Annotated in this window: 26 protein-coding genes; 6 read left to right on the forward strand and 20 right to left on the reverse strand. The window is 49.9% G+C overall.

Features of this window, described 5'->3' with window-relative positions; translation table 11 throughout:
* Positions 1-4 precede the first annotated feature (4 nt).
* A complete protein-coding gene (locus JTN23_RS08980; protein ID WP_247234043.1) occupies positions 5-1,300 on the reverse strand; it encodes a PQQ-dependent sugar dehydrogenase in 1,296 nt (431 codons plus the stop codon).
* Positions 1,301-1,480: 180 nt separating this feature from the next.
* Positions 1,481-2,152, reverse strand: coding sequence for a peptide-methionine (S)-S-oxide reductase MsrA (msrA, locus tag JTN23_RS08985; protein WP_247234045.1), 672 nt, complete (start codon positions 2,150-2,152; stop codon positions 1,481-1,483).
* A 320-nt stretch (positions 2,153-2,472) separates the two neighbouring features.
* Between msrA and JTN23_RS08990 the strand changes: the two genes are divergently transcribed.
* Together JTN23_RS08990 and JTN23_RS08995 are read left to right on the forward strand one after the other, a co-directional pair.
* On the forward strand, positions 2,473-3,003 hold the full coding sequence (locus JTN23_RS08990; RefSeq protein ID WP_247234047.1) for a gluconate 2-dehydrogenase subunit 3 family protein: 531 nt from the start codon (positions 2,473-2,475) through the stop codon (positions 3,001-3,003).
* Between the two features lie 39 nt (positions 3,004-3,042).
* Positions 3,043-4,758 (forward strand): GMC oxidoreductase, encoded by a 1,716-nt coding sequence (locus tag JTN23_RS08995; RefSeq protein ID WP_247234049.1) that lies wholly within the window; start codon positions 3,043-3,045, stop codon positions 4,756-4,758.
* 189 nt (positions 4,759-4,947) lie between these two features.
* Here JTN23_RS08995 and JTN23_RS09000 read toward each other — a convergent pair whose 3' ends face one another.
* Complete coding sequence (locus JTN23_RS09000; RefSeq protein WP_247234051.1) at positions 4,948-5,544, reverse strand: YceI family protein; 597 nt, start codon at positions 5,542-5,544, stop codon at positions 4,948-4,950.
* 77 nt (positions 5,545-5,621) lie between these two features.
* A complete protein-coding gene (locus tag JTN23_RS09005; protein WP_247234053.1) occupies positions 5,622-8,162 on the reverse strand; it encodes a TonB-dependent receptor domain-containing protein in 2,541 nt (846 codons plus the stop codon).
* A 342-nt stretch (positions 8,163-8,504) separates the two neighbouring features.
* Here JTN23_RS09005 and JTN23_RS09010 point away from each other — a divergent pair, with 342 nt between their 5' ends.
* Complete coding sequence (locus JTN23_RS09010; protein WP_247234055.1) at positions 8,505-9,545, forward strand: sensor histidine kinase; 1,041 nt, start codon at positions 8,505-8,507, stop codon at positions 9,543-9,545.
* On the forward strand, positions 9,542-10,291 hold the full coding sequence (locus JTN23_RS09015) for a LytR/AlgR family response regulator transcription factor (protein ID WP_247234057.1): 750 nt from the start codon (positions 9,542-9,544) through the stop codon (positions 10,289-10,291). Before JTN23_RS09010 ends, JTN23_RS09015 begins: the two co-directional genes overlap by 4 nt.
* A gap of 54 nt (positions 10,292-10,345) precedes the next feature.
* On the opposite strand, the gene JTN23_RS09020 is transcribed toward JTN23_RS09015, so the two are convergent.
* The 7 genes from JTN23_RS09020 to mgrA all read right to left on the reverse strand — a co-directional run bounded on the left by JTN23_RS09020 (position 10,346) and on the right by mgrA (position 16,318).
* On the reverse strand, positions 10,346-11,182 hold the full coding sequence (locus tag JTN23_RS09020; protein WP_247234059.1) for an ATP/GTP-binding protein: 837 nt from the start codon (positions 11,180-11,182) through the stop codon (positions 10,346-10,348).
* Between the two features lie 109 nt (positions 11,183-11,291).
* Positions 11,292-11,663: a nuclear transport factor 2 family protein gene (locus tag JTN23_RS09025; protein ID WP_247234061.1), complete on the reverse strand. Its 372-nt coding sequence runs from the start codon at positions 11,661-11,663 to the stop codon at positions 11,292-11,294.
* A 32-nt stretch (positions 11,664-11,695) separates the two neighbouring features.
* Entirely contained in the window at positions 11,696-12,220 is a 525-nt protein-coding gene (locus JTN23_RS09030; RefSeq protein ID WP_247234063.1) for a DinB family protein, read from the reverse strand.
* An 11-nt stretch (positions 12,221-12,231) separates the two neighbouring features.
* A complete protein-coding gene (locus JTN23_RS09035) occupies positions 12,232-12,801 on the reverse strand; it encodes a DUF1572 family protein (protein WP_247234064.1) in 570 nt (189 codons plus the stop codon).
* A 183-nt stretch (positions 12,802-12,984) separates the two neighbouring features.
* Complete coding sequence (locus JTN23_RS09040; RefSeq protein WP_247234067.1) at positions 12,985-13,824, reverse strand: helix-turn-helix domain-containing protein; 840 nt, start codon at positions 13,822-13,824, stop codon at positions 12,985-12,987.
* A gap of 172 nt (positions 13,825-13,996) precedes the next feature.
* The gene (locus tag JTN23_RS09045) at positions 13,997-15,232 is read right to left on the reverse strand and encodes a PQQ-dependent sugar dehydrogenase (RefSeq protein WP_247234069.1); all 1,236 of its coding nucleotides are present in this window, start codon (positions 15,230-15,232) and stop codon (positions 13,997-13,999) included.
* Between the two features lie 63 nt (positions 15,233-15,295).
* On the reverse strand, positions 15,296-16,318 hold the full coding sequence (gene mgrA / locus JTN23_RS09050) for an L-glyceraldehyde 3-phosphate reductase (RefSeq protein WP_247234072.1): 1,023 nt from the start codon (positions 16,316-16,318) through the stop codon (positions 15,296-15,298).
* A 182-nt stretch (positions 16,319-16,500) separates the two neighbouring features.
* Between mgrA and JTN23_RS09055 the strand changes: the two genes are divergently transcribed.
* Positions 16,501-17,088 (forward strand): Crp/Fnr family transcriptional regulator, encoded by a 588-nt coding sequence (locus JTN23_RS09055; RefSeq protein WP_247234074.1) that lies wholly within the window; start codon positions 16,501-16,503, stop codon positions 17,086-17,088.
* A 12-nt stretch (positions 17,089-17,100) separates the two neighbouring features.
* Here JTN23_RS09055 and JTN23_RS09060 read toward each other — a convergent pair whose 3' ends face one another.
* From JTN23_RS09060 to fumC, 9 genes are all read right to left on the reverse strand, one after another.
* Positions 17,101-17,457, reverse strand: a complete 357-nt coding sequence (locus JTN23_RS09060; RefSeq protein ID WP_247234076.1) for a helix-turn-helix domain-containing protein — start codon at positions 17,455-17,457, stop codon at positions 17,101-17,103.
* Between the two features lie 6 nt (positions 17,458-17,463).
* Positions 17,464-17,757, reverse strand: coding sequence for a type II toxin-antitoxin system HigB family toxin (locus JTN23_RS09065; protein ID WP_247234078.1), 294 nt, complete (start codon positions 17,755-17,757; stop codon positions 17,464-17,466).
* Between the two features lie 2 nt (positions 17,758-17,759).
* The gene (locus tag JTN23_RS09070) at positions 17,760-18,074 is read right to left on the reverse strand and encodes a hypothetical protein (protein ID WP_247234080.1); all 315 of its coding nucleotides are present in this window, start codon (positions 18,072-18,074) and stop codon (positions 17,760-17,762) included.
* Between the two features lie 46 nt (positions 18,075-18,120).
* Entirely contained in the window at positions 18,121-18,699 is a 579-nt protein-coding gene (locus JTN23_RS09075) for an NAD(P)H-dependent oxidoreductase (RefSeq protein ID WP_247234082.1), read from the reverse strand.
* Positions 18,700-18,753: 54 nt separating this feature from the next.
* Entirely contained in the window at positions 18,754-19,314 is a 561-nt protein-coding gene (locus JTN23_RS09080) for a Crp/Fnr family transcriptional regulator (RefSeq protein ID WP_247234084.1), read from the reverse strand.
* A 122-nt stretch (positions 19,315-19,436) separates the two neighbouring features.
* On the reverse strand, positions 19,437-20,345 hold the full coding sequence (locus JTN23_RS09085) for an NAD-dependent epimerase/dehydratase family protein (RefSeq protein WP_247234086.1): 909 nt from the start codon (positions 20,343-20,345) through the stop codon (positions 19,437-19,439).
* Between the two features lie 108 nt (positions 20,346-20,453).
* Positions 20,454-21,146: an aspartate/glutamate racemase family protein gene (locus tag JTN23_RS09090; RefSeq protein ID WP_247234088.1), complete on the reverse strand. Its 693-nt coding sequence runs from the start codon at positions 21,144-21,146 to the stop codon at positions 20,454-20,456.
* A 120-nt stretch (positions 21,147-21,266) separates the two neighbouring features.
* A complete protein-coding gene (locus JTN23_RS09095) occupies positions 21,267-22,634 on the reverse strand; it encodes an amidohydrolase family protein (RefSeq protein WP_247234090.1) in 1,368 nt (455 codons plus the stop codon).
* 331 nt (positions 22,635-22,965) lie between these two features.
* The gene (gene fumC / locus JTN23_RS09100) at positions 22,966-24,369 is read right to left on the reverse strand and encodes a class II fumarate hydratase (protein WP_247234092.1); all 1,404 of its coding nucleotides are present in this window, start codon (positions 24,367-24,369) and stop codon (positions 22,966-22,968) included.
* 195 nt (positions 24,370-24,564) lie between these two features.
* Between fumC and JTN23_RS09105 the strand changes: the two genes are divergently transcribed.
* Positions 24,565-25,665, forward strand: a complete 1,101-nt coding sequence (locus JTN23_RS09105; protein ID WP_247234094.1) for a BamA/TamA family outer membrane protein — start codon at positions 24,565-24,567, stop codon at positions 25,663-25,665.
* Positions 25,666-26,209: the final 544 nt, after the last annotated feature.

Here is a 26,209-nt window from a genome sequence, read left to right on the forward strand (position 1 = left end):
GCTTTCAGTCGGTCAGGTGGAGTACACCCACGTTGTGAAATTCTATCTGACCGACTATATGTAGTCCTCTGACCTGTGGACTTTGGTCCTGAATAGTAACGGTATGGCCGGGACTAATAATAGCTTTTTCAGTACCCGAAGGAAGGCAGTGGCAGGACCAGGTAGAGGGAGTACTCCAGTTCCCTGACTGTATACTTTCGATTTCATTGGTTTTTATCCGGTATATTTTTCCTTCAAAAAAAGTGGCTACGTACAACTCACCTGCCTGATCTTCCCCAAAGGCAACTGGATTTGTTAACTGTACCCCGTGGTCAGTTACAGTAGTGGTCTGATCCAGATTTCGGTAGATACTCCCTATTCTCCCGGAAGCATTGTCAGTAAACAGGTACCTGCCGTAAAGTGTTGGGTACCTTTGTCCCCGGTACACGTAACCACCTATTACCGATGCTGATTTATTTCCGTTGTTGTTAAAACCCGGGTACTCATAGATCGGGTTCGTGAAGCTACTACTCGCTGGACAATTGTTATAGGGATGGGTACCCTCGTAACAACTCCAGCCATAGTTAACTCCCCCCGCAGTTCCGGCCGGTGTAAAATCAATCTCTTCCCAGCCATCCTGGCCGTTTTCTCCGAGCCATAGATCACCTGTCTGTTTGTCAAAGCTAATCCGCCAGGGGTTCCGCAGACCCAATGCCCATATTTCATCCGGAATATTATCTCCATTACTAATATAGGGATTGGTAGGCGGTATGGAATAAGGAGTACCTTGGTCCACATTGACTCGAAGTATCTTGCCTTTTAAGGATTGAAGGTTTTGGGCAACCCCTGTGGGGTCACCTACCTCGCCCCGTCCACCGGGCTCACCGTCGCCCGTTGGAATATACAAATACCCATCAGCTCCGAACGCAATATCTCCAGCCCGATGCCCACCCTGGTAGGGTACAGTAATTATAATTTGCTCACTGGCCGGATTTGAAAAGTCCGGGTTAGTGGCATCCCTTTGGAAGCGGGAAACTACCAGGCTGCCATCCTTCCCAATGTATTTGACAAAGAAGTAGCCATTGGATGCATAGTTAGGATGAAAAGCTAATCCAAATATACCATTCCATTCCGTATCGCTTAACTTGTGACTAATGTCCAGCAGGGGCAGGGGGAGCAGGAGGCCACCGGGAGAAATGATTCTTATTTTTCCTCCTACCTCTGCCACATACAGTCTGCCGTCATGGACGGAGGCGATATCGGTTGGTCGGGTCAGGCCGCTGGCATACTCCTGTACTTGCACAACGGCCGGTTGTGCCATGACTAGACTACCCAATAAAACAACCAGTAAAAAGGTGTGTGTAAGGTGGCTCAAGATAGTAGTGTGTTAGGTACAGTGTTTATAATGGAAAAATACTAAACTGGCTGTTATTTACTTTATGCTTAATAAGAAAAGCCAGCGAGTCCCCTCGCTGGCTTTTGTATAATACTGACTGGATAATTAATGGTTGCCTTTTAATTTCCCGGTATAATTCTCCTTGAACTTGTTAAAACGGGGGAGGGACACCTGCTGTACGTAAGGGTTGTCGGGGTTATGCTCGATGTAATCCTGGTGGTACCCTTCGGCCCGGTAGAAGGCATCCAGGTTTTTGATCTCCGTGACGATTCGCCCGTTGAAGCGCTCCTGATTCATGGTAGCCGTTACACGCTCGGCTATCTGTTTTTCTTCGGGTGAGCGGTAAAACAGGATGGAGCGGTACGATGAGCCCCGGTCAGGTCCCTGCTGGTTAGGCGTGGTGGGGTCATGGGAGAGGTAGAATATTCTGGCCAGCTCTTCGTAGTTCACCTGCTCGGGATTGTAGTACACCAGTACCGTTTCGGCGTGGCCGGTGGTCTCGGTATTGACGAGGTCATAAGTAGGGTTAGGTACAGTACCTCCGGCGTAGCCCGATACGACCGAATCAACCCCTACGACTGCTTCGAAAATCTCTTCGGTACACCAGAAGCAACCCGATGCAAAGGCTGCGATGGCTCGGCCTTCGGGGGCTAGTAGTTGTACCTGGCGTACCGCGCTGGTGTCACCATTGCCTTTGTTGGTATTCTTTGAGGTATTACAGGCTGTAAAGGCTACAGCGAGTGCAACAATGCAAATGCGGGTGGCTATGCTTTTCATGGGAGTAGTACGACTAATGTACTTATCCAACAGTGTGTTCAGAAATTATGTTCGCAAATGCCCAAAAGGACAAAAAGCGGGAGCAGCAGACCCTTTCAAAGCCCTGAAAGATACTTTTTTATCCTTAAGGTAATTGGGAGGGGTAAGTTCTTGTAAAAATCGTCTTTTATTTTGTAATTGTTCATCACCCAAAAAGAAGACCCTCCTCCCGTGACACCAGCTCTTATTCCAACGCCAGGATCAGGTATACCGGAAGTGCTTCTCATCCGGTGCCAATGCAATCCAATCTTTTCAAACTTTTAAATCTTTATTAACTAGCAATGAATAGAAGAGAAGCTGTTCAGAGAATTGCTCTGCTCATGGGAGGTGCCCTGTCGGCTCCGGTCATGGCGGGTGTAATGGGAGAGAAACTGTACGATGGTCCCAGCGTGAATGTTACAGCTGAGCAGGAAGCCCTGCTGGCTGAGGTAGCTGATGTGATCATTCCTACTACCAGTACCCCCGGTGCCAAAGCAGCCGGTGCGGAGAAGTTTATCGTGCGGGTGATGCGTGACTGCTTTCCGCTAAAAGATCAGGAAACATTCTACAACGGTCTGACACGTCTGAACACCGAGAGCAAGAACAAGTTCGGAAAGAGCTTTGAGCAGCTGCCGCTATCTCAAAAGAATGAGATGGTAAAGCATACTATGACCAGCGACACCCCTTTCTTCCGCCGCATGAAGGAGCTTACCGTAACGGGGTATTTTACGTCTGAAATCGGAGCGACTCAGGCGCTGGAGTACCTGCCTATACCGGGCCGGTTTGAGCCCTGCATACCCCTCAAGCCGGGACAGAAGGCCTGGGCTATCTAAGTTTGTTTCTATCACTATTCTTACGCAAGTACATAACGAATGGCTAATCTAAATATAGATGCAGTAAAAGACATGACCTACGATGCCATCGTCGTGGGGTCGGGTGTGTCGGGCGGCTGGGCTGCCAAAGAACTGACCGAAAAAGGGCTGAGGGTACTGATGCTCGAGCGGGGTAAGCAGCTCGAGCACGTAACCGGCTACGAGAACGCGCTGAAGGCTCCCTGGCAGCTGCAGTACAACGGTAGACTGACTGAAGAGCAGAAAGAAACGCATCCGAAGCTTTCGCGTGACTACCCCTATAATGAAATGACCGAGAAGTACTGGATGAAAGATGCCGACTCTCTCTACAAAGAAACAAAGCGATTTGACTGGTTTCGGCCCAATATCGTGGGTGGTAAGTCCATCATGTGGGGACGGCAGTCGTACCGGTTGAGTGATATTGATTTTGAAGCCAACGCCAAGGAAGGTATCGCGGTAGACTGGCCTATCCGCTATAAGGATATTGCTCCCTGGTACTCATACGTAGAAAAACACGTAGGTATATCAGGTGAGAAACTGGGGCTACCTCAGTTACCCGATAGTGAGTTCCTGCCCCCGATGGAGATGTTCTGCGTGGAGAAGGAAGTGCGTAAGCGCATTGAGAAGCAGTTTCCCGGTCGTGTAATGACCATCGGACGGGTGGCCAATCTGTCGGCGGCCGGTAAGGCACAGCTAGGGATTGGACGCTCGGCCTGTCAATACCGCAACCAGTGCGCCCTCGGGTGTCCCTACGGAGCTTACTTCAGCACACAATCGTGTACGCTGCCACCGGCCGCCAAGACGGGCCGCCTCACGCTCCGCCCCGACTCTATGGTAACCAACATCCTGTACAACAAAGATACCCATAAGGCCACGGGGGTACGTGTAGTTGATGCGGTGACGCTGGAAGAGCGGATCTACAATGCCAAGATCGTATTTGTATGTGCCAGTGCACTGGGATCCACTGCTCTGCTGCTTAACTCCACTTCGGAGCGTTTTCCGGATGGCATGGGTAATGACTCGGGTCAGCTGGGACACAACCTCATGGACCACCACTTCCGCATTGGAGCGAGTGGCGAGTGGGAAGGGGATCTAGACAAGTACTACTACGGACGCCGGGCCAATGGTATCTATATACCGCGCTACCGCAACATCGGCAACGATAAGCGTGACTACCTGCGTGGCTTTGGGTACCAGGGACGCGCCAGCCGCGAAAGCTGGCAGAGAGGTATTGCTGAGCTGAGCTTTGGAGCCGACTTCAAAGAAGAAATGACCACTCCGGGCCACTGGCAGATGGGAATTGGTGGCTTTGGTGAAACGCTGCCTTACTACGAAAACAAGATGTACCTCGACAAGACCGAGAAGGACAAGTGGGGTATGCCGCTGGTAGTGTTCGACGCGGACCTTCGTGAAAACGAAATAAAGATGCGCGAGGATATGAAGAATGATGCCGCCGAGATGCTGGAAAAATCAGGTCTGAAAAATGTGAAGGCTTACGACCGGGGCTCGTACCTGGGTATGGCGATTCATGAGATGGGTACCGCCCGTATGGGACGCGATCAGAAAACGTCTGTACTTAACGGCAACAACCAGGTGTGGGGAGCCAAGAACGTATTCGTTACCGATGGTGCCTGTATGACCTCTGCCTCCTGCGTGAATCCGTCGCTTACCTACATGGCTCTGACGGCCCGCGCCGCTGACTTTGCGGTGAAGGAGTTGAACAAGAAGAATATATAGTCGAGATAAGTCACTGATAGTAAATAGAAAAGGGGCGGCCTCACTGAGGCCGCCCCTTTTTGTGTTGTATTCTACCAAAAATTGATTTGTCCAGAAAAAAAGCTTATCGAAATTCAATAAGCTTTTCTGACTTAACCAATCAATCTTCTATGATAGAAGAACTCTTAGATATCTTTGTATTATACAATATTATGCCGTTGTTCCTGTGACGATTTTAACATCCACCGTAAAATTATCATAAATCAGCTTATCCCCCAAATTTTCGAAAAACGAGCCTGAGCGGTACTGCAGGCCAAACTTGGTGCGGTCCACATCAAACTTGGCTTCGGCCGATACATTGCCCTTGGCGTCCACTTTGACCTTAGCCGGGAAAGTCACACTCTGCTTCACGCCTTTGATGGTCAGGTCGCCGGTGATGTCGTAGTTCTCTCCACCCTTAGGTACGGCCTTGGTGATCTTAAAGGTTGAAGTTGGAAATTTCTCTACATCAAAGAAGTCCGCTGATTTCAGGTGCGTCACCAGCCGCTGGTTAGGAGCATCCTTGCCGTCGGTGTTGGTCAGCGTATTCATCTCAATGGTGAAGTCACCTCCGGTAAGCTTACCCTTGTCTACTAGCAGGGTACCATCCTGGATGTTGATGGTGCCGTAGTGCTCACCCGTTACTTTCTTGGCCAGCCAATTGAAGGTACTGGCCTTGGTATTTACTTTTACCGGAGTAGGCCTGGCAATGGCCGCGGTGAGTCCTGCTACAAACAGGAGCATGAGCAATAGATTCGACTTTTTCATAGGCATTGAGATTTGGGTTATAGATGGATTACAGATACTCAGGTACTGTCAGGATCACTCTATTCTCTACAAAAGTCTTAGTTCATGTCGCCACCGCTCTTGACGTCGTCGTTGCGGACGCCACGGGTTTTCTTCTTCTCCACGAAACTCATCTTACCTATCTTATAACTGAACGTCAGTTTGATGTTCTGATTGTAGATGTAGTTGACATTCCGCTGGTTAAACAGGGGAGAGTTCAGCGAAGTCACCATCCGCATTCCGCCAAAGAAGTTCTCGGCGGCCAGTCCCAGGCTTCCCTTTTTGTTGGGGAAGTCTTTGCGTACACCTACTGAGTACATACCCATTCCTCGCTGATAGCCCTGTAGCTGCACCCGGTTGCCGCGATACCCCCCGAAGGCCTGGATACCCCAGCCGTGCGGTAGCTGTACCTGTGACTGCAGGCGTCCGCCTACCACAAAGCCTGAGTTGCTCACAGGTACCGATGTACCCGTTATATCCTGCTGCATACCTTCGAGGTAGTTGTAGAAGACATCCATGCCTCCATTGAGCGTCCACTTGGGAGTCAGGAACACGTTACCAAATACGTTGGCTCCTGTAGCCTGCTCGCGACCGATGTTCTCCCAGGTAGTGATCACAGCTCCCGCCAGCGTGTCGGAAGGTACGGTTAGGCGCGTAATACCGTTGTTGGTAGAGCGGCTGAATACTGATATGTTCAGGTAGGTCTTCTTGATGCTGGTGCTCAGGCTCAGCTCTACGTTATCCGTTAGTTCGGGGCGCAGCAGAGGGTTACCGATGTTGATACTCTGTGGGTTGGCCGCGTTGAAGTTGGGGTTCAACTGCTGCAGGCCCGGGCGCTGGATCCGGCGGTTATAGGCCAGCTTTATGGTAGAGCTCTTACTCAGTGCCTTCGAAATGTTCAGGCTGGGTACTAGGTTGGAGTAAGCCGGTATGTTGATGGTACTCCTCTGGTCAAAGGCATCGATGGTCGTATGCTCAAAGCGTGAGCCTACCTTGAAGGTATACTTGTTGGCAGTCGAGAACGTGTACGACAGGTACCCCGCTGCTATGTTCTGGTTGTAGTTCAGGTAGCCTGCCGGATTGCGCGCATCCGAAGAGAACAAGCCCGTAGGGCCGGCAATCTGGTACTGGAAGTCAGAGTTTACCTCGCGGAAGATACCCTTCACCCCAAACTCGATCTGCTGGTTTTTTCCGATTGGATTTACGTAGTCGGTTTGTACGGTAAGCTCGCTGTTGGTATTGCCGTTGATGTTTTTCTGACGGCTGGTCAGGCTGCCCGATTCAGTCAGTAGATCCGCGTCGAAGTTGTTGGTCAGGTTGCTGGTACTGTACAGGGTAGATACCGACCACTCCTGTCCTGGCTTGAACGTACGGATGTAGTCCACGTTGATATCAACGGTGTTGGAGTAATCGCGGCTGTCTACGTTGCGGTAGGTGGTAGAGCTTAGTACATTATCACGGAACAGGTCAGTTGTAAAATCCTGGTCGCGGGAGAAGTTACGGGTACCAAAGTTGATACCAGCCGTCAGCGACTGATTCTTGGCCAGGTCGTAGTCGAAGCCCAGGTTATAGCGGCCAAAGAGGCCATTGTCGTAGGCGTCAGCCGTCTGGCGGGTAAGTACGTTAGTACCATTCTGTACGGTGTTCTGGTCCAGGGTTATGAACGCTTTGTTATAAAAGGCACGTCCAAAACCACCCAGCGTTACGCCCAGCTTGCCCTGGCGGTAGCTACCGTTCAGGCCTAGGTTAGAGCCCCGCAGACCTATACCGGTGTCGACATTGAGGGTAAGGCCCTGCAGCGTTGATTTTTTGGTGATAATGTTGATGATTCCCCCCGATCCTTCGGCATCGTATTTGGCCGAGGGCGACGTGATTACTTCCACGGTTTTGATCAGCTCGGCAGGAATCATTTTCAGAGCATCGGCAATGCTGCTGGCTACGATGGTAGAAGGCTTGTTGTTGATGAGTACCCGTAGATTAGAACTACCGCGCAGACTGACGTTACCGTCCAGGTCCACCGACAGCATGGGTACCTTCTTGAGTACATCCGAGGCGTCACCTCCCTGGGCGGTCAGGTCCTTTTCGGCGTTGTACACCAGGCGGTCTACCTTTTCCTCGATCAGGGCCTTTTCGCCCGTCACGTTTACGGCATCCAGCATCACGGTGTTTTCCGAGAGCTTAATTACCCCCAGGTCCAGGTCCTTACCCTTCTCTACTTTGATGTTATTGATTTGCTTTTCGTTGTATCCAATGAAGGTGATCACCAGGCGGTACTCTCCTTCGGCAATACGGTTGAGGCTAAACTTACCTTTTTCGTCGGCTACAGTACCATCGATGGGCTTTTTGGTATTCTTGTCTACCAGGGCAATGGTAGCGTACTCTACGGCTTTGGTCAGGGCGGAGTCTACCACAAATCCGCTGATCTTGGAATTACCACGCGGACCGTTGGATTCCATATTAAAGCCAGGGGCGTCATTGGCAGGGCGGCTGCGGCCGTTGCCGTCTCCCATAGGTCGGCCTCCGGGGCCACCCGGAAACTGAGCCATGGCCACACTTCCTGTCATAAGTAGCAGGATGGCTAAGGAGTAATGTTTTTTCATGGGTAAAAGATGGGTAAAAGTTATGTATGGAAATAAGATGTTGTAAAGTTGAATGGCTCCCTTTGATAATACCTTACAAATCAATAGTACTTTTTTTATATAAATTCGAATAATAGACCAGCAGACGTTTTTAGTCGACAGTCGGCCTACTTTTGGCCTATTTCCTGAGTATAGATCAAAAGGGGGCATTTATAGACCTAACAGGGTAAAGAGTCGAAAATAAGGTAGTACGTATCTGTACAGGCATATAAATTTTGTAGTTTTCGACCCTGATCGGGATTATGGAGGCGAGAGGATGTACCTGCGTATTGGTTTGATCCTGTGTTTATTGAGTACTCTACTATGCAAGGCATACAACAGCGCAAGCAAATCTTCTACCTGCACCTGTCATTCTGGTGTCTGTACTTCTCTTTTTTCTTCTACCAGATCACAGGGGGGAGGCATGGGAGTGAGCCTAATTTGGTACTGGCTTTCTGGGATGCCACCACGCACGTACTGTTGATGGCCTTTATAGCCTATCTCAATTATTTTATTTTTCTGCCGCGCTTTCTGGAGCACAGGCAGGTGGGCCGGTTCCTCGTCGAGTTTCTGCTACCCTTTGTACTGATCGTAGCCGGGCATATCTGGCTGAAACGTTTTATATACGGAGGTGCCCCTTACAGAGGGTTTCTTTACAGTGACAGGTTTATTATTCAGCACGTGCTCATTACCCTGTTCATTGTCATCTTTGTGGGGATGCTCAAATTCGTGGAGGATTGGTTTGACCTGCAGGCCAAGAAGAAAGAAATTGAGAATGAACGACTGAATGCCGAGCTTCGGTTTCTGAAGGCCCAGATCAACCCGCACTTCCTGTTCAATACGCTCAATAACCTGTACTACCTGGCCTTCACCAATTCGCCCAATACTACTACCGTCATAGAGAAGTTGTCGCAGATGATGCGGTACATGATCTATGACTCTAATCAGACTAAGGTATCTCTCAATAAGGAGATTGAGTACATGAAGAACTACATCAGTCTGGAGCAGCTACGACTTAACAACCAGATACCGATCTGCTTTGAGGTAGAAGGTACTACCGGTCATCAACTAATTGTACCCTTTATATTTATTACCTTTCTGGAAAATGCTTTCAAGCATGGGGTAAGCAATTCTTTTGAGGAAGCCTGGGTACACGTACGGATTAGGGTGGAGGGCAACGAGTGTACCTATACCGTAGAAAACAGCAAGCTACCCCAAAGGGAAGAGGAGGCGCTTGAGAAGTCGGGAATAGGCTTACAGAATGTACATCGCCGGCTGGAGCTGAGCTACCCCGGTGCCTACACGCTCCAGGTCGATAACCAACCAGATCGCTATGCTGTACAACTCCAACTGACGCTGCTATGACCTATACCTGTATAATAGTAGAAGATGAGCCGCTGGCGCGGAGCCTGCTGGAACAGTACATCCAGAAGATACCCTACCTGCAGCTGGTCAATCAATTTTCGAACGCGTTGTCGGCTCTGGACTTTCTGCACCACAATTCCGTAGATATCATGTTCTCGGATATACAGATGCCCGAAGTGACTGGCATTGCCATGCTTAAGATCCTACAGAAAAAGCCACTGATCATCCTTACGACGGCTTACTCGGAGTACGCGCTGGAAGGCTACGAGTTGGACGTGGCCGACTACCTGCTGAAACCGATTACGTTTGAGCGATTTATCAAGTCCGTTGAAAAGGTAACACGGCGCCTTCATGTGGCTCAGCCTACGGTAGCCCAGCCACTGCCTGAAGTACCTGCCCTGTCCAAGGCTGCGGAGCCTCAGCAATCCTTCATATTTGTAAAAGATGGTACCCGGTTGGTGAAGGTACGCCTGGATGAGATTACCTATATCGAAGGGTTGAAGGACTACGTAGCTATACATACCATTCAAAAGAAGATAGTGTCGCTGCAGACGATGAAGTCGCTGGAATCCCAACTACCCGCCGATCGCTTCATACGGATCCACAACTCCTACATTGTAGCGCTGGAGGCCATCGAAAGCATCGACCGGGAGAAGGTCCAGATCGGAGCGGTGTACCTGCCTATCAGCGATACCTACCGCAAAGCCTTCCGGGAGTTTATAGAGCGTAATCAGATAGGCGAGTAACAAAAAAGCGCGGAAGCTATGCCTCCGCGCCCTGAATCTGTATTTCAGAAAGCCTTATTTGAGCTGATAGGCCGTCACGTTATTCTTCATGAACGTAGGTACATACACGATCTTCTTTACCGGATCGTAGCCTATATCCGCCGAGTTCGTTTTGTCCTGGCGGGTATCCAGCAGGGTATGCTTGCTGCCGTCCGACTTTACATGATATACCACGCCCGACCAGCAGGATACCAGGTACTCGCCCGGTCTGATCTCCTCGATACCATCCGTACTGGCATCCATACCTTCGGCCAGCGTGGTTACGTTTTTCTTCGCATCCAGTTTCAGTAACTTCCCACCGATCGCCATGAGCAGACCATCGTTTACCGACAGTACACCATTCGGGTTAGCCGATGTTTCGTAGTAAGTACTTGCTTTACCGTCCTTGATCAGGTGGATCTTGCCGGTTTGCATGTCCGATACGTATACTTCACCCTTCTTGTTGGCCGAGACGTCGTTGAGGTGCTGACCCCCTTCAATGGCGATACGCTGTGTCACCTTGCCCGATTTACGATCAATGACCACTACCTCGTCCATGTCGGCTACGTATAGCTGGTTACCCACTATACCCATACCCTTGGGGGCATGCAGACCAGTCACCCAGGTGTTGCTGATTACTTTTCCGTCCAGACCTACCTTGGCTATACCCCCCTGGCCGTCCTTATCCCACGGCTTACCGTCAATCAGGGATACGTACAGTACCTTATCAGTAGGGCTGTACAGTACTGATTCGGGTATGGGCAGGGTCGATTCGCTGGTCCAGAGTTGGGTGAGTGAACTCTGCTGAGCCTGTGCCATGGTAGTACACAGCATAGCGGCCAGCATAGAGCCTAGTAGTTTTCTTGTCTTCATAGTGAATGGAGTTAGTGAATATTGAATACTAATTCAATAACACAAAAGTATAGGTATCCGGCTTTTTTACTATGGAATCAGGGTCAATGTTCTTTAGTCTATGGGCGGATCAGTAGTTTGACTGACTAGCTGAGTAGTTACACAGCACTCTCCGGGCTTTTCCTTCGTCATCCATCTCGAATACTTCTGTGACCTTACGCCCATTCACCGACGTATAGTACAGTACTACTGTATTGACGCCCGTAAAAACATTATGCAGCCGGAAGTGCAGGTCAGGAAACGCGTTGAGCCCGATCCGGAAGTAGCTTTTCAAGTCGTCTTTATTCGTTATGAGCCCCTGGTCGTTAACCTTGAGCAGTGTGATCATGGGAGAATGAAATTCTACTTCATTGCTGTAGTGCTCCATAATGGCGTCCAGGTCATGGCTATTCCAGGAGTTGATCCAGTGTTCGGCAAATTGGTTAGCTTGTTCCTCTGTCATAGGTATGAAATATTAGCGTATGTAGTGGCGCTTTATGATTTTAGGATACGGAGAAAATCAATCCAGGGACCAACTTCCTCTGTGTACTGCTTGGCCATTATTCTGGATATCTGGGCGATATGATTAAGATCATGAACTACCCAGGTAGCCAGGAGCTGGCGCAACGTCACCGTGCCAAAGGTCGGATGGATGCCCGTTTTGGCAAGATCTGCCTCGGTAATGTTCAGCTTCCGTAGCCTTTCTATATTCACCTGCCTGAGCTCTCTGAACTCGTGAAGTAGCTGGTCCAGAGTTTTGCCTTTACTGGTTTCAAACTGAGCAAATCGGTCAAAGGGGTCGAACGTTTTAGTATTCTGATCGGATAGAATAATCCTGGTCCTGACGAGCCAGTCCGTTTTATCGCCGTGAATCAGATGCCCGACTACATCAAAGACACTCCAGGTACCTTCGCCTTCGTTAGGGGAGGTCCAATCCTCCGAAATGCCGTGCAGCATCCGATGCAGAACCTCCGGCGTTCGTTCGAGTACTTCCAGCGAATGAGGTAGTGAAAAGTCCATAGGCAGCAGGTCTACTTTTCTTCCTTTTTGAGAAATTCATCCGTAAAATGCTCGTTATGTTTCGGCTTGGCAAATTTTTCGGCATTAAAGCTTTTGGAACTACCCTTCGGAATGGATAGGGAGTCCCACTTTTCGGCACACATTTTCCCGATGAATACAATCTGCCCGATATGGTACGGGTAGTGGGCCAGCTGGCGGTTGATGGCTTCCATAACCGTGTGTCCCTGGTTACGGATATAGATGGTCTTGTCAAGGTCTTCCTCACGAAGGCGGTGTAGCGTGTCGAGGAGTACCTTCCAGCCCTCATTCCATTTGCTGAGCAAGTCCTCCCTCGAAAGGACATCATTGTCAAACTCGGCGTCCCGGTCGCGCCACTCTTTTTCTCCGTCCGTTGTCAGGAAGTCGGTCCAGCGGCTAAGCATATTACCCCAAAGGTGTTTGACAATGGTAGCTATGCAGTTGCTTTCGTCGTTGTACTGCCAGAAGAGCTTCTCATCGGGAATTTGCCCGAATGTCTTTTCGCCCAGTAGCTTGTAGTACTCAAATTGCCTGATGACGCTGTCCAGATAGTTGGTTGGCATGGCTTATCCAATTTAGTGATGAGTATTGTAAAATGGGACCCTGTTTTTCTGTCAGGCACTCCGGTAGAGTACCTGACTGCTGTAAGTACTGTGTGGGTACCTTCGGCAAGTTCCGGACAAGCTCACAAATAGTAGTTACGCTAATGGCTCAAAAGCTTTCTCTCCTGGTTCAAATTCAACGGGCTAACTATTTAGCAAACTTTTGGGCGAGAGGCCGAAGTGTTTCTTAAATTCAGTACTAAACGAAGATAGATTTTCGTAACCCAATTCAGCATATATTTCGGATGCCCGCCTGCCCATCATCAGCAACTGCCAGGCTCGCTGCATTCTTTGCTCGATCAGGTACTTTCTGGGGCTGGTATTGAACATATGCGTAAAATGCCGTTTGAAGGTAGAAACGCTCATGTTACACAGAAAGGCAAGCTCATCACTGCTGAGTCCTTTGTCTACGTTGGCGGCAATAACCTGCCTGATCCGCTGCTCGGGCGAGCTGGTGAGGGCCTGGCTGACGAACGAGCCAAAGGGGGTTGGGTACCTGATTTGTAAGTACATCAACAGCTCTTCTACTTTAATCTTCTGTAGCTCCGCGAGGCTCTCTTGTTGCATAAGCTTCAGGGATACTTCGAACTGGTGAAGAAATGGGTCTTTGCCGATAGTAATCAGGTCGTGTGGCTCACCGGCTTTTTGGGAGGCATGTACTTTATGCCTAATACAAAAGTCGGTAAGAAACTGGTTGCTGAAAAAGATGAGGATGCTTTCCAGATGGCTGTTGCCTGGTACCCTTTCCGACATCAGTACACTCCCGGCGTTCAGGAAGAAGATTTCATCGTGGCTGATCTTCTTATAACTGGTTGACGTAAACACCTCCTTGGTACCGTGGATCAGGATGCAGATCAGGTTCTGCGAGAACACTACCTTGTTTTTAACGGATGGGGCTGCCGTAGCGTAGAAATGAATGGAAGCATCCGGGCTGCTGCTGCCGCCGATGAGCGAATCCGGCAGGTTATAAACATCGTCTTTCATTTCTACCACCTTATAGTTTACTCTATAAATGTAGGTAGTTTACCGCAAACCCGGAGTCTCGTAGCCAGGTATTTTAGGGTAGATAAAATCCAGTACATCAGGGGGGCTACTAAACAAGAACGGAGCCTCCTCAGGAGGCTCCGTTCGGTAGAGACATACGAAGTACCTGCTATTATTTTTTACCGATTCGGTACAGTCTTCCCTGGTCAGTAACGGCGTAGAGAGCACCATCTTTGCCCTGGTGCACGTCGCGGAAGCGCTGGGTCTGATCAGCCAGCAGGCGCTCTTCGCCTACCACGCGGTTTTTGTCAAGTACCAGTCGTGCTATGTGCATACCGCTCAGGGTACCAATGAAGAGGTTGTTCTTCCACTCAGGTATCTGGTTGCCGGTGTAGAACGTCATACCGCTGGGTGATACCGACGGATCCCAGTAGTACACGGGCTGCTCCATGCCTTCCCGCTCCTGCTTATTTTCTCCGATGGTCTTGCCGCTGTACTCAATACCGTAGGTGATGGTAGGCCAGCCATAGTTTTTGCCGGGCTCGATGCGGTTGAGCTCATCACCGCCGCGGGGACCAAACTCATTCTCCCACAGGTCACCGGTTACGGGGTGGAAGGCCAACCCCTGCACGTTGCGGTGTCCGTACGAGAGGATCTCGGGGCGGGCACCTTGCTGCTTCATGAATGGATTGCCGGATACGGGCTTGCCATCGGTTGTAATGCGCACAACCTTACCCAGGCCCGAATCCAGCGACTGCGCCTGAGGGCGCGTAGCCAGGTCAGAACGCTCACCGGTACTCACGATTAGGTTGCCCTGCTTGTCAAACAGGATACGACCACCGTAGTGTAGGTTGCCCTTATAGTAGGGAGTAGCGCGGTAGATCACCGTGGCGCCTTCAATTTTCTTATCGTCAGCCGATAGTTTTCCTTTGGCTACGGCCGTCAGGTTGCCCTCATCCGTAGGCTCCGAGAACACCCAGTATACCATGCGATTCCGGCCAAAGTTAGGGTCCAGGGTTATGCCCAGCAGACCTCCCTGTCCTTTGTGGTGTACTTCGGGCAGGCCCGTGATCGGCTCGCTTACTTTTCCGTCCTGCGTTACGATGCGCAGATTACCTGCCTTTTCGGTCACAATCAGGCGCCCGTCCGGCAAGCTTGTAATACCCCAGGGCTGCTTCAGCTCCTCGGTCAGTACCTTACCTTCGTAGGGGGTTGTGGTTTTTATACCGGCTACGCGGGTCTGGCCTTTGAATGCAGGCGAGTTGTTAGGTGAGTTGGCCTCTTTGGTCTCAACGGGAGGCAGGTTACCAGCCTTTGCGGTGGCTGACCCGTTTTGAGCAAAGGCAGCAGTACAGGCACTTATGATCAGTGCGGCGGCTGTTGTGTAAATTGAAATGGGTTTTGTCATTGTTTCTGTGGTTATCAGGCTTCCTAATAAAGGCGTAAATATAAGTACTTAGAGGTCGATAGTCTACTGTATTGCCCCTACAGACTGGTTTCCGGCCAGGATGGCCTCTATTTCGGCCAATTCCTGCTCCGTAAATTGCAGATTCTGCAGGCACTGTAGCGAGTCGGTGATCTGCTGTGGCTTACTTACGCCGAGTATGACGGAGGTAATCCTGGGATCTTTCAGCACCCACGACAGGGCCATCTGCGCCAGGTTTTGTCCACGTCGGGCTGCTATTTCGTTAAGCTTAATGGCTTTGTTTACTTTTTCTTCCGTAATCTGCCCTTCCTCAATGGCACCGTTACCGCGGGGATTTGCCGCGCGGGAGTCGGCCGGTATACCCTTCAGGTACTTATTGGTCAGCAGGCCCTGCTCGAGGGACGAAAACGGAATGCATCCTACGCCCTTCTGTTCCAGTACATCCAGCAGTCCATCTTCCACCCAGCGGTCAAACATCGAGTACCGGGGCTGGTGAATGAGGCAGGGTGTACCTAACTGCTTAAGTATATCTATGGCCTTAGCCGCTTCGGCCGGGCGGTAGCTGCTGATGCCTACGTACAGGGCCTTACCCTGGCGTACAATATGGTCCAGCGCCGTCATGGTCTCTTCCAGCGGGGTGTTCGGGTCGGGTCGGTGGTGGTAGTAGATGTCTACGTAGTCCAGCCCCATCCGTTTCAGGCTTTGGTCCAGGCTCGCCACCAGGTACTTGCGCGATCCCCAGTTGCCGTAGGGACCTTCCCACATGGCCCAGCCCGCCTTGGTAGATATCACCAGCTCATCACGGTACCTCTGGAAATCGTCTTTGTAGATCCGGCCGAATACCTCTTCGGCTGAGCCCGGCGGCGGACCGTAGTTGTTGGCCAGGTCGAAGTGGGTGATGCCCTGATCAAAGGCCAGCCGCAGCATCGCACGGGCGTTTTCGAGGTTGTCTATATGGCCAAAGTTATGCCAGAGGCCCAGCGACAGGGCCGGCAGCAGTAAGCCACTGTTACCACAGCGCCGGTAGGTCATATCCTGGTAGCGTTGCGGAGAAGGTAAGTACGTCATGAGTTAATATGGGTTTGGTACTGTATAAGGAGCAGTGTCGACCGGTACTCCACTGGTCACTGCCGGTACAAAAGTCCGAAAAGGGGAGGCCACCACGCATTGAACTAGGACAAGAAATAGCTGTCCCCTATATTCGAAAGTTGTTTCTACACGTAAGTAGCTGAACCCCCATTGGCAGCAGGATGTTTCAGAATATTCATAACTACATAGCCCGGTACATTCAGCTCACGCCGGAGGAACTGGTGCTTGTTCAGGACAGCCTGGTATATAAGCTTGTACCTAAGAAGACGATACTGTTGAGGGCAGGCGAAGTATGTGAGTTTGAGGCGTACGTCAACCGGGGCTGCATCCGGGAGTACCTACTGGACCGCCGGGGTACGGAGCTGACGCTGGAGTTTGCGGTGGAGGACTGGTGGGTGAGTGACATTACCAGCTTCGAAAATGGCACTCCCAGCTTTATGTACATTGAAACTCTGGAAGACTGTGAGCTGCTGCTGCTATCGCGGGCGTCCAAAGAGCGGCTACTGGAGCAGGTACCTAAGCTGGAGCGTATGTTCCGCCTGATGATTCAGCGGCACCTGTCTGTTGTACAGGGCCGCCTCTTCAAAACAGTCACCTACTCGGCTCTGGACCAGTATCAGGAGTTCCTCCGGCGCTACCCCACCATCCCCCAGCGGGTCCCCCAGCACTACATTGCCTCTTATCTGGGTATTACCCCCGAGTTCCTGAGCAAGCTCCGCAAGCAGCAGATGAAGCAGGCAGGGGAGTAGGGGGAAATATAGCTAGTACTCCTGAATAAGTACATTCGTCGGAATATTCAGTTCCTTGTGGAGTCTCCTAATCATTTCCAGCGTTAGTTTCCTTTTTCTGTTCAGCACTTCGCTCACCCTGCTTTTAAAGCCAAGTACTTCGGCTAGGTCCTTCTGCTTTATGCCCAACTGCTCCATTCTGAATTTGACCGCTTCGATAGGGTCTGGCGCTTCAATAGGAAAGTGTTCTTTCTCGTAGGAATCAATAAGAAAAGAAAGTACCTCTAGCTCATCCCCTTCCTGCGTACCCGGTTCAGCATCAAATATGGCTTCCAGCCTTTGTAGGGCTAGCTGGTAATCCTCTTCTGTTTTTATCAACCTGATGTTCATTTCTCCCTAAACTTTAGTAGCATCCACTTTATCATATTCGGCATGAGTACCTACAAAACGAATCCATACAATGCCGTACTTGTAGTTGATTTTGACAATTAGCCTATAGTTATTCCCCTTAATGTTGAAGACCATCCTGTTATCTTCTAGAATACTAGCCGAAGGATACTCTTTCTTGATATCATTCGGAGATTTCCAATCAGCTTGTTCGGCTTCATTATACCAGGCTTTTAGCTGCTGCTCACTATCGGCATGTTTCTCCCAGAAATCCCGCAGCGTTCGTTTAGCTATTACTCTCACCGTTACGATTTTTGAAACTCAAATATAAAAAGAAAAGTTACCGTCTTGGTAACTTTCTGTCTAGGTATTATGAGTCTTCTTATACTAGCGGTACCCCGACACGAGATCACCCCCAGATTTCTGAGCAAGCAGCAAATAAAGCGGGTAGGGGAGTAGGGGGGGGAAGCATACACCTCTTTATCGGCTATGCTATTGATGATCTTACCGGCCGAGCTTCTGATACCGGCATCGATCAGAAAACCTTCTGCCACATAACAGTTTATGCTGTTCATGGGCATTACTGGCAGGTGATACACATCCCTGGCTACTTGTTTCATAAGTTTTAGTAATGATATTTTATTGGAGGGGTATACGGGGTACTTGTTATTTTATTTTTTCACCGAGTGCCTGTACTTTTTCCAGCCACTTCTCCCGAAATGGTACACTCGACTCTTTGATCGGGGCAATGTAGGTTACCCGCACCGGGCTGATGCCGCAGAATTCCAGCGTACCTTTTTTAAATTGATTAATAGCAGGACTCCTCATGAACAGGTAGTCATACCACCTGGGTGCATCGGCCGTGACTATGATATGGCCGGTTTTGCCTTTGAGTAATTTGCGGGGGAAGGGCTTGCCGGGTACAGGTTGGTAAGTAATACCCGGAAGAAAAGTACGGTCAATGAAGCCTTTCATGATAGCCGGGTATCCGTACCACCACATCGGAAATACCCAGACCATATGATCGGCCTGTTTGATCTGTTCGATGGCCTCTACCAGGTCGGGTTCCAGTTCGGTTCTTTGCCTGTACCCATATCGTAAGCTGGGGTTGAAATGGAGCTCGCCGATGTTGATTTGCGTAATGGTGGCGCCTGTCCTGCTGAGGCCTGCCCTATATGCACTAGCCAGGGCGTGGTTATAGCTATCGGGATCGGGGTGCCCGTTGATGATCAATACGTTTTTCATGTTGTCTTTTTTGCAAAGCAGGGGAATATAGCTCTGGCAAAAAATGACAAATGTCTAATTCCGGATCAATCCCCGTATCCGGCTCAGATGCCGTTGGGTGATGCCCAGAAAGGAAGCCAAGTGGTTGAGCGGGATTTGCTGGAGGTACTCAGGATGGTTGTGTAGCAGGTCCAGGTACCTGATCTCGGCGTTTTCCTTCAGGATAAATACGCGTTGCTCCATTTTCATAAACTCCTGCTCGGCCAGCATTTTGCTAAGCCGCAACCAGTTGACGCTCGTTTGTTCCAGCTGGAGGATTCCCTCCCTGGGGATCACGAAGATCTCAGCATCCGTCATGGCATAGATATTCTCTACTGACTTCTGCTGGGTTAAAAATGAAGAATAAGCTGCAATGAACGTTCCGGCAAACGAAAAGCAGTAGGTAATATCTTCGCCGGTGCTATTGTGGTAATACGATCTGAAGAAGCCTGACTTTACAAACGCTACATCCTTACATACCTGCCCCTCCCGAATAAAGAAATCATTCTTCCTGACTGTTTTAGTTCGTCCCAGCTGCAGGGCAAGTTCTATGTCTTCATCGGTAAGTATGTTGAATGCCTTTAAGTAGTTTTTCATGTACTGTCATGTTGCGGCCACCAGCCAAAGAGGAGGTTTATAGGTGTTGGAGGAGGTGAGAAGGCTAGTATTCCTGATGGAGTACATCTATTGGAATACTAGCCTTCTATTCTAGTTACCTACTAGCCATTTTCTAATTGCACGTACTGCTGCCAGTTATGCTGCTCCTTGAACCCCAACACTTCCCGGATTTTGCGATTGGAGAAAAGAGCTTCGTGTTCCCCTAATTCACGGGTAATGGGTACACCCGGGAAAAACCGTTCAGCCAGTTCTTTGCTGGGGATAACTGCCCCGTTGTGATCGTTACCGGCATTGAAGATTTGAAAGCCTAGACCATCTTTTTTCAGACACAGATCCACAATCTGTCCCAGGTCACGCGCATCGATATAGCAGAAGGCATTCCGGCGACGTACTTCGGGGTTTTTGAAGTAGTGCGGGAACAGTTCAGCGTATTCGTGCGGTTCAATCACATTACCGATACGCAGGGCATATATATCAAAGCCTGACCGCCGCTGGAAGCTGCGTGCCGTCTGCTCATTCACCACCTTCGACAATCCATAGCTATCCATGGGATCAACATCATAGTCTTCCTCCAGAGGCAGCACATGAGGATCGGTTTGGCCGTCGGAAAAACAGATACCGTAGGTAGTCTCGGACGACGCAATAATGATCTTCTTAATACCCAACTTAACCGCCGCTTCAATTACATTATAGGTACCTATAGTGTTAACGCGAAACGTTTCGTTATCCGGTTTGATCAGGATTCGGGGCACGGCCGCAAAATGTACTACCGCATCAAATTGGGGGACGCCATTGCCTGGCTCTAGCTCATCTAAGGCAGCATACGAACTCATGGCGTTGAACATTTGTCCCGAATCTGTAATATCAGCTACTAGATTATCTACCCCCGGGTGATTCAAAGGTGTCAGATCTACATTCACTACTCTGTGTCCCTGGCTGAGCAGGTAAGGGATCACGTGCTTTCCTGCTTTTCCTGATCCTCCCGTAAAGAATATTCGCATTTTAATCATGTAACCTTGTAATTAGTAATGATTAAACTATTTACCCCAGCCCAACAACATCTTATGTGCAGTTACCTGCAGCACCATATTACTTCTATTAGAAGAAGGTACTTTAGCTTAGCTCAGAGCAATTTCAACCGCTTTTTCTGCGTGAATCTTTGTCGTCTGAAATAGGTCGACTCGAATGTCCCCTGGTTGTATCAGGAGTTCTATTTCTGTACAACCCGATATGATTGCTTCTGCTCCTTTCTGAATCAGATTGTCAATGATCTCCATATAACGTTGCTTGGACTCGGCTTTGATGATTCCCTTTACCAACTCTTCATAAATAATCCGATGAACCTCCTCCCGGTCTGCTTTATCAGGGACAATAGTCTCCATGTTGTATTTGCTTTTGTACCGCGACTTCAGGAAGTCTTCTTCCATGGAGAATTTTGTCGCTAGCAAGCCAAGTTTCCTGTACGATTTCTTTTGGATTTCCTCCGCTGTCGCATCCACAATATGTAAGAATGGAACCTTAATATTGTCCTCAATATCGGCCGCTACTTTATGCATCGTATTTGTACAAAGTACTATCAGATCAGCGCCAGCCAGTTCAAGTTTTTGAGCAACGGATACCATTTTTTTAGATAATAAGTCCCATTGTCCTTGATGTTGTAAGTCGGCAATTTCGGCAAAGTCCACCGAGTACATCAGGCAGTCGCAGGAATGGACACCTCCTAATGTAGCTTGTACCTTTCTATTGATTATCTGGTAATATAAATCCGAACTCTCCCAAGACATCCCACCAATGAGCCCGATTGTCTTCATTTGATTGTCAGTATTTTTTTAGATTTATTAATCATTCAGGTGAAAGGTGTTGCTTACAGACTCATCAGGCATGATAAACTACTTGCACTTCAGTACTCCCAACCTCCTTATTGTATTCCTCTACTTCGCCAGCTTTTTCAACTCATTCTGAATGAAGTCCTTCGGCAGCCAGCGGCTATCCAGAAGTACTCCCTCTATACGGCGGGTCTGGCCGATGTCCTGTAAGGGGTTTCCTTCCAGAAGGACCAGGTCAGCTTCCTTACCTACCGCAATGGTACCCATGTCGGAGCGGCCCAGGTACTGAGCTACGTTGACAGTACCCGTCTGGAGGGCCTGGTAGGGAGTAAGGCCCGAGTCGACCAGGTACTGCAGTTCGTGGTGAACCGAGAAGCCCGGTACATTAAATACCTGCGGACCGTCGGAGCCGAGTAGCAGACCTACGCCATTCTGCTGGCAAGCCTTGATCAGGTCGCGGCGTAGCTTGAGGTAGTCATTGATTTTGGCTTTATTATAGGAAGGATTTGCCTGCAGGTCCTGCTTGGTCTTTACCCAGTTGTTGCGGGTCTGGGCATTCATGTACACCATCTCAGGCGCATTGTTAAGTTCCTCCGGCGCAATGGGCGACAGCCACCTTTCGGCGAGGGCCTGCGTAGGTACTACCCATACTTTCTTGTCCTTAAGCGCCTGCATCAGTTTCGGCATCTGGCTCCGATCTGCTTTGTCAGCTATGTACATCCCAAATAAACCTATCTGTTGCTCGTTCATGGATTCGATACCGGGTACCATTCCTTCGATAAAACCGTCGAGGTGGTCAATGGAAGAGTAGCCGGCATCAATAGCCCGCCATACGCCCACCTCATGGGATACGTGCCCCACAAAGGGTATCCCTACTTCCTTGGCCGTTTTGGCAACCGATTCAAAGTTTTGGCGGGTGAGGCCGGGGTGTAGTTTCAGGTAATCGTAGCCCGCCTGCTTCTGCGCCCGTACCATCTCGGCTCCCTGGGAAGGGATCTTGACGGAGTAGCCGTTGAAAGAAGGACCAGTACTATAGAGGTGCGGGCCCAGCAGTTCTCCCTTCTTTAGTCGCTCCCGTACGTCGAGGTGGCGGGGGTGGCCGAGCATGCCCCGTATGGTAGTGACGCCATTGGTAATAAAGAGCGTAAGTACCTCCTTGATGGGATCCATATCGTCTACCGGCGGTACGTGCGCGTGCATCTCGGCTAGGCCGGGGATGAGGTACTTGCCTCGGGCCTCTACCACGAGAGCATCCTGCTTGTAAGTAGTCTGCGCGGCCGGAGTAATAGCTGCAATCTTACCATTTCGGACCACGACATTCTGATTAGTAAGTACCCGTTCCTGATCCATGGGGATGACATTGACGCCCCGGAATACAATTTCCCGGTCTTTCAGATCAGTCAGGTTCTGGCTGTCTGCTACCAACGAAGTGAGTAGGAGCAGGACTACGAGTAGGTAGGGGAGTGGTCTCATAGCTAATATAGTTTAAGTGTGTTGACAGGCGAATCGTGTGGCTGGATCGCTGAGATAAAGGTAGGTAATTGTATAAAAGTAAAAAAGCCCCGCCCAAAGGCGAGGCCATTCCTAATATTGAACAAAAAACTTGTCAGGAGTGAGGGGTAAGTTTTTTAAAATTACAATTAAGGAGCGTCTAATAAGGTGTCGCTCCTACGGAGCTACCAACTTGCACTAGCCGGGAAGGCTACTAAGGTGAGGCCCCGCTGGGGCATCAAAATTCCTTATTCTTCTTCCTCTCTATATTACTTTCCTTCTTTCCTCCCTTCCTGCTTTCCTCCTTTTACCCTTACAAGTCTATTTTACCGACCATATCTTCGGGTTTCACCCACTCGTCAAACTCTTCGGGAGTAACGTAACCCAGCGCAACGGCCGTCTCTTTCAGGGTCGAGCCGTTCTTATGGGCAGTCTGAGCAATCTCAGCCGCTTTGTAGTAGCCGATCCGGGTATTCAGAGCGGTTACGAGCATCAGTGAGTTGTTCACGTGCTTGCGGATATTGTCGTGCAGCGGCTCGATCCCCACGGCACACTTATCGTTGAACGCCACGCATACATCACCGATCAGGCGAGCCGAGTGCAGGAAGTTGTACGCCATCAGCGGCTTGAACACGTTAAGTTCGAAGTGTCCGTTAGCCCCGCCAATGTTAATCGCTACGTCGTTACCCAGTACCTGAGCCGCTACCATGGTCATGGCTTCGCTCTGGGTAGGGTTTACTTTACCGGGCATGATCGAGCTACCAGGCTCGTTGTCGGGGATGAATATTTCACCGATACCCGAGCGAGGTCCTGACGACAGCATCCGTACGTCATTGCCAATCTTCATCAGGCTTACGGCTACGGTTTTCAGCGCACCGTGTGCTTCCACGATGGCGTCATGAGCAGCCAGGGCCTCAAACTTGTTCTCCGCCGTTACGAAAGGCAGACCCGTCAGGTCAGCTATGTGGCGGGCAACATTTTCTGAGTAGCCTTCGGGCGTATTAATACCCGTACCCACCGCAGTACCTCCCAGCGCCAGCTCCGACAGGTGAGCCAGTGAGTTGTTAATAGCCCGCAGACCGTGATCCAGCTGCGATACATAGCCCGAAAACTCCTGGCCCAGCGTCAAAGGTGTCGCATCCATAAAGTGCGTACGACCGATCTTTACTACATTTTTGAATTCCTGCGCTTTGGCTTTGAGTGTATCGCGTAGCTTGGTAATACCAGGGATGGTTACTTCTACCAATATCTTGTACGCCGCGATGTGCATAGCCGTAGGGTAGGTGTCATTGGACGACTGTGACTTGTTGACATCGTCGTTGGGGTGCAGAAACTTCTGCTTATCGCTCAGTTCGCCACCCTGCAGTACGTGTCCGCGGTAGGCTACTACCTCATTCACGTTCATATTGGACTGGGTACCGGAGCCCGTCTGCCATACTACCAGCGGAAACTGCTCGTCCAGCTTTCCTTCCAGGATTTCATCACACACGCGTCCGATCAGGTCTGACTTTTCTTTGGGAAGTACGCCCGCCTCGTAGTTGGTAATAGCGGCGGCTTTTTTCAGGTAAGCAAATGCCTTGATGATCTCCTTCGGCATCTTATTAATATCCTGCGCGATCGGGAAGTTCATGATCGAGCGTTGCGTCTGAGCGCCCCAATACACATGAGCCGGTACCTGTACCTCACCCATGGTGTCTTTTTCTATACGGTATTCCATTAGTTATAAATAGATGTAGAAAGTAAAAAGAACCCAATTGAGCGGGTAAAATTAGGGCAGGCGGGGGAGTTTTGGTATTTTTTACGGATAAATGTTTGCTGCTGCCGGATAATCTTTGTTTTCGCTTTCACCCCGCCCAAACAAAAAGATGTATCAACAGGTATTGTAAGCATAGCTTTGTGAAAAAGTATCCTGATGAAAATAAACTTCTGGTTCCTGGTAATGATGCTTTGGTCCCCCTGTACTATGGGTGCCGTATCTGATACCTTGCAGCCGGAAAAACGGAAGTTCCTCCGGGACAAGACCATCGTACCGGTGCCGGTGGTGTTTCGTCTGCCCGAAACGGGTTTTGGGGCCGGAGCGGTAGTGGCAGCCACCTTCTCCTTCGCCCGTGATTCGATCGGTGCCAAGCCTTCGCAACTATCCCTTGGCAATACATATACCCAAAAGAAGCAGATCCTGGTGTTTCTGCCTTTTACGATTTTCTATGACAACAACCGCTACTACTTCAGTGGGGACAATGGCTGGTACAAGTACAACTACTTCTACTACGGCATAGGGGAGAATCGGGTAGAGCAGGAGGTGTTTGATGTACAGTACCCCCGGATACGTCTATTGGCCGCTAGGCTAGTAGCACCCAATACCTACCTGGGACTCCGGTACCAGTACGAGGGGTACAATGTCACAGGTACCCGACCTGGTGGTGAACTGGCTTCCGGTCGGATCGAAGGGAGCGATTTCAGCCGTACCTCCGGCCTTGGCGTATCCGTACTTCGGGATACGCGGGACATTGTGTTCTATCCGCGCCGGGGTATTTTTGCTGAGGCCTATATATTACCCACATCCCGTGTATTTGGCGCCGACCGCAACTTTACCCGCTTCTACGTAGACCTGGCCCACTACCAGTCTCTCCACAAAAAGGTGGTACTGGCTACTAATTATGTGGCAAGCGCCACCGTCGGAGACAACATTCCATTCAGCCAGTTGTCATTCCTGGGAGGGCAGAAGAAAATGCGGGGCGTCTACGAAGGCTTCTTCCGGGACAAGAATGCCCTGATCGGGCAGGCTGAAGCGCGCTGGGAGGTGTGGCGGTTTATAGGACTGGTAGGTTTTGGAGCCGTAGGATTCATGGGTAACGAAAAAGATCTTGTACGACTCAACAAGCCCAAGTACACCTACGGAGTAGGCCTGCGCCTGACCGCTCAGAAAAAGAACCACCTCAATATCCGCATCGACTACGGTATGTCTCCCTACGGTCATGGCAACTTATATGCTACCATCGGCGAGGCTTTTTAAGTTGTCTTCCTGTTATCCTATATATATGTAATAAAGAGCCTACCTCCATCCCTGCTTTTGTAGGAACTTCGGAAACACCACGTGGTGTTATATATGAGGTCGCACAGATAGAGCCGGGCCGTTCCAAAGTAGCTGTTCCTTTACAGGAAGAATCATCTAGAAAGTCATACTGTATTAAGGAACTTCACGAAGAGTAACTGCTGTTATACTTCTGGTCCCGCTACTAAATCGGGGCCCTTTCTTTTAACAATAAGAAAGTCCTATAAAACTTCCCGAGCATAGGAACTCCGGGAGCATCTACCGTTGTTCTTTCTAAGGCTCCGATACGGAAGCAAACCCATCAGCCGCTTTACCCTCCTTATGAGGCACTTAGTAAAAGCTGAAAAAATATCTGCTAAAACACTTGCAATATAGGTAGTGCATATACTACTTTTGCACTCCCAATCAACGGGAAGCAGGCAGGACAGACGGTCCGGCCGGGGCACAAGAAGCCCCTAGTAGTGAAGCAGAAAGTTCTTCTGAAAAAGTAACAGCAGAAGGAACT

Origin of the sequence: Telluribacter roseus (assembly GCF_017355915.2) — a bacterium.
Classification (GTDB): Bacteria; Bacteroidota; Bacteroidia; order Cytophagales; family Spirosomataceae; genus Telluribacter.

Coding starts and splice junctions, on each gene's coding strand:
- JTN23_RS08980 (WP_247234043.1), bottom strand. CDS start 1,300: ATGGCACAACCGGCCGTTGTGCAAGTACAGGAGTATGCCAGCGGCCTG.
- msrA (WP_247234045.1), bottom strand. CDS start 2,152: ATGAAAAGCATAGCCACCCGCATTTGCATTGTTGCACTCGCTGTAGCC.
- JTN23_RS08990 (WP_247234047.1), top strand. CDS start 2,473: ATGAATAGAAGAGAAGCTGTTCAGAGAATTGCTCTGCTCATGGGAGGT.
- JTN23_RS08995 (WP_247234049.1), top strand. CDS start 3,043: ATGGCTAATCTAAATATAGATGCAGTAAAAGACATGACCTACGATGCC.
- JTN23_RS09000 (WP_247234051.1), bottom strand. CDS start 5,544: ATGAAAAAGTCGAATCTATTGCTCATGCTCCTGTTTGTAGCAGGACTC.
- JTN23_RS09005 (WP_247234053.1), bottom strand. CDS start 8,162: ATGAAAAAACATTACTCCTTAGCCATCCTGCTACTTATGACAGGAAGT.
- JTN23_RS09010 (WP_247234055.1), top strand. CDS start 8,505: ATGCAAGGCATACAACAGCGCAAGCAAATCTTCTACCTGCACCTGTCA.
- JTN23_RS09015 (WP_247234057.1), top strand. CDS start 9,542: ATGACCTATACCTGTATAATAGTAGAAGATGAGCCGCTGGCGCGGAGC.
- JTN23_RS09020 (WP_247234059.1), bottom strand. CDS start 11,182: ATGAAGACAAGAAAACTACTAGGCTCTATGCTGGCCGCTATGCTGTGT.
- JTN23_RS09025 (WP_247234061.1), bottom strand. CDS start 11,663: ATGACAGAGGAACAAGCTAACCAATTTGCCGAACACTGGATCAACTCC.
- JTN23_RS09030 (WP_247234063.1), bottom strand. CDS start 12,220: ATGGACTTTTCACTACCTCATTCGCTGGAAGTACTCGAACGAACGCCG.
- JTN23_RS09035 (WP_247234064.1), bottom strand. CDS start 12,801: ATGCCAACCAACTATCTGGACAGCGTCATCAGGCAATTTGAGTACTAC.
- JTN23_RS09040 (WP_247234067.1), bottom strand. CDS start 13,824: ATGAAAGACGATGTTTATAACCTGCCGGATTCGCTCATCGGCGGCAGC.
- JTN23_RS09045 (WP_247234069.1), bottom strand. CDS start 15,232: ATGACAAAACCCATTTCAATTTACACAACAGCCGCCGCACTGATCATA.
- mgrA (WP_247234072.1), bottom strand. CDS start 16,318: ATGACGTACTTACCTTCTCCGCAACGCTACCAGGATATGACCTACCGG.
- JTN23_RS09055 (WP_247234074.1), top strand. CDS start 16,501: ATGTTTCAGAATATTCATAACTACATAGCCCGGTACATTCAGCTCACG.
- JTN23_RS09060 (WP_247234076.1), bottom strand. CDS start 17,457: ATGAACATCAGGTTGATAAAAACAGAAGAGGATTACCAGCTAGCCCTA.
- JTN23_RS09070 (WP_247234080.1), bottom strand. CDS start 18,074: ATGAAACAAGTAGCCAGGGATGTGTATCACCTGCCAGTAATGCCCATG.
- JTN23_RS09075 (WP_247234082.1), bottom strand. CDS start 18,699: ATGAAAAACGTATTGATCATCAACGGGCACCCCGATCCCGATAGCTAT.
- JTN23_RS09080 (WP_247234084.1), bottom strand. CDS start 19,314: ATGAAAAACTACTTAAAGGCATTCAACATACTTACCGATGAAGACATA.
- JTN23_RS09085 (WP_247234086.1), bottom strand. CDS start 20,345: ATGATTAAAATGCGAATATTCTTTACGGGAGGATCAGGAAAAGCAGGA.
- JTN23_RS09090 (WP_247234088.1), bottom strand. CDS start 21,146: ATGAAGACAATCGGGCTCATTGGTGGGATGTCTTGGGAGAGTTCGGAT.
- JTN23_RS09095 (WP_247234090.1), bottom strand. CDS start 22,634: ATGAGACCACTCCCCTACCTACTCGTAGTCCTGCTCCTACTCACTTCG.
- fumC (WP_247234092.1), bottom strand. CDS start 24,369: ATGGAATACCGTATAGAAAAAGACACCATGGGTGAGGTACAGGTACCG.
- JTN23_RS09105 (WP_247234094.1), top strand. CDS start 24,565: ATGAAAATAAACTTCTGGTTCCTGGTAATGATGCTTTGGTCCCCCTGT.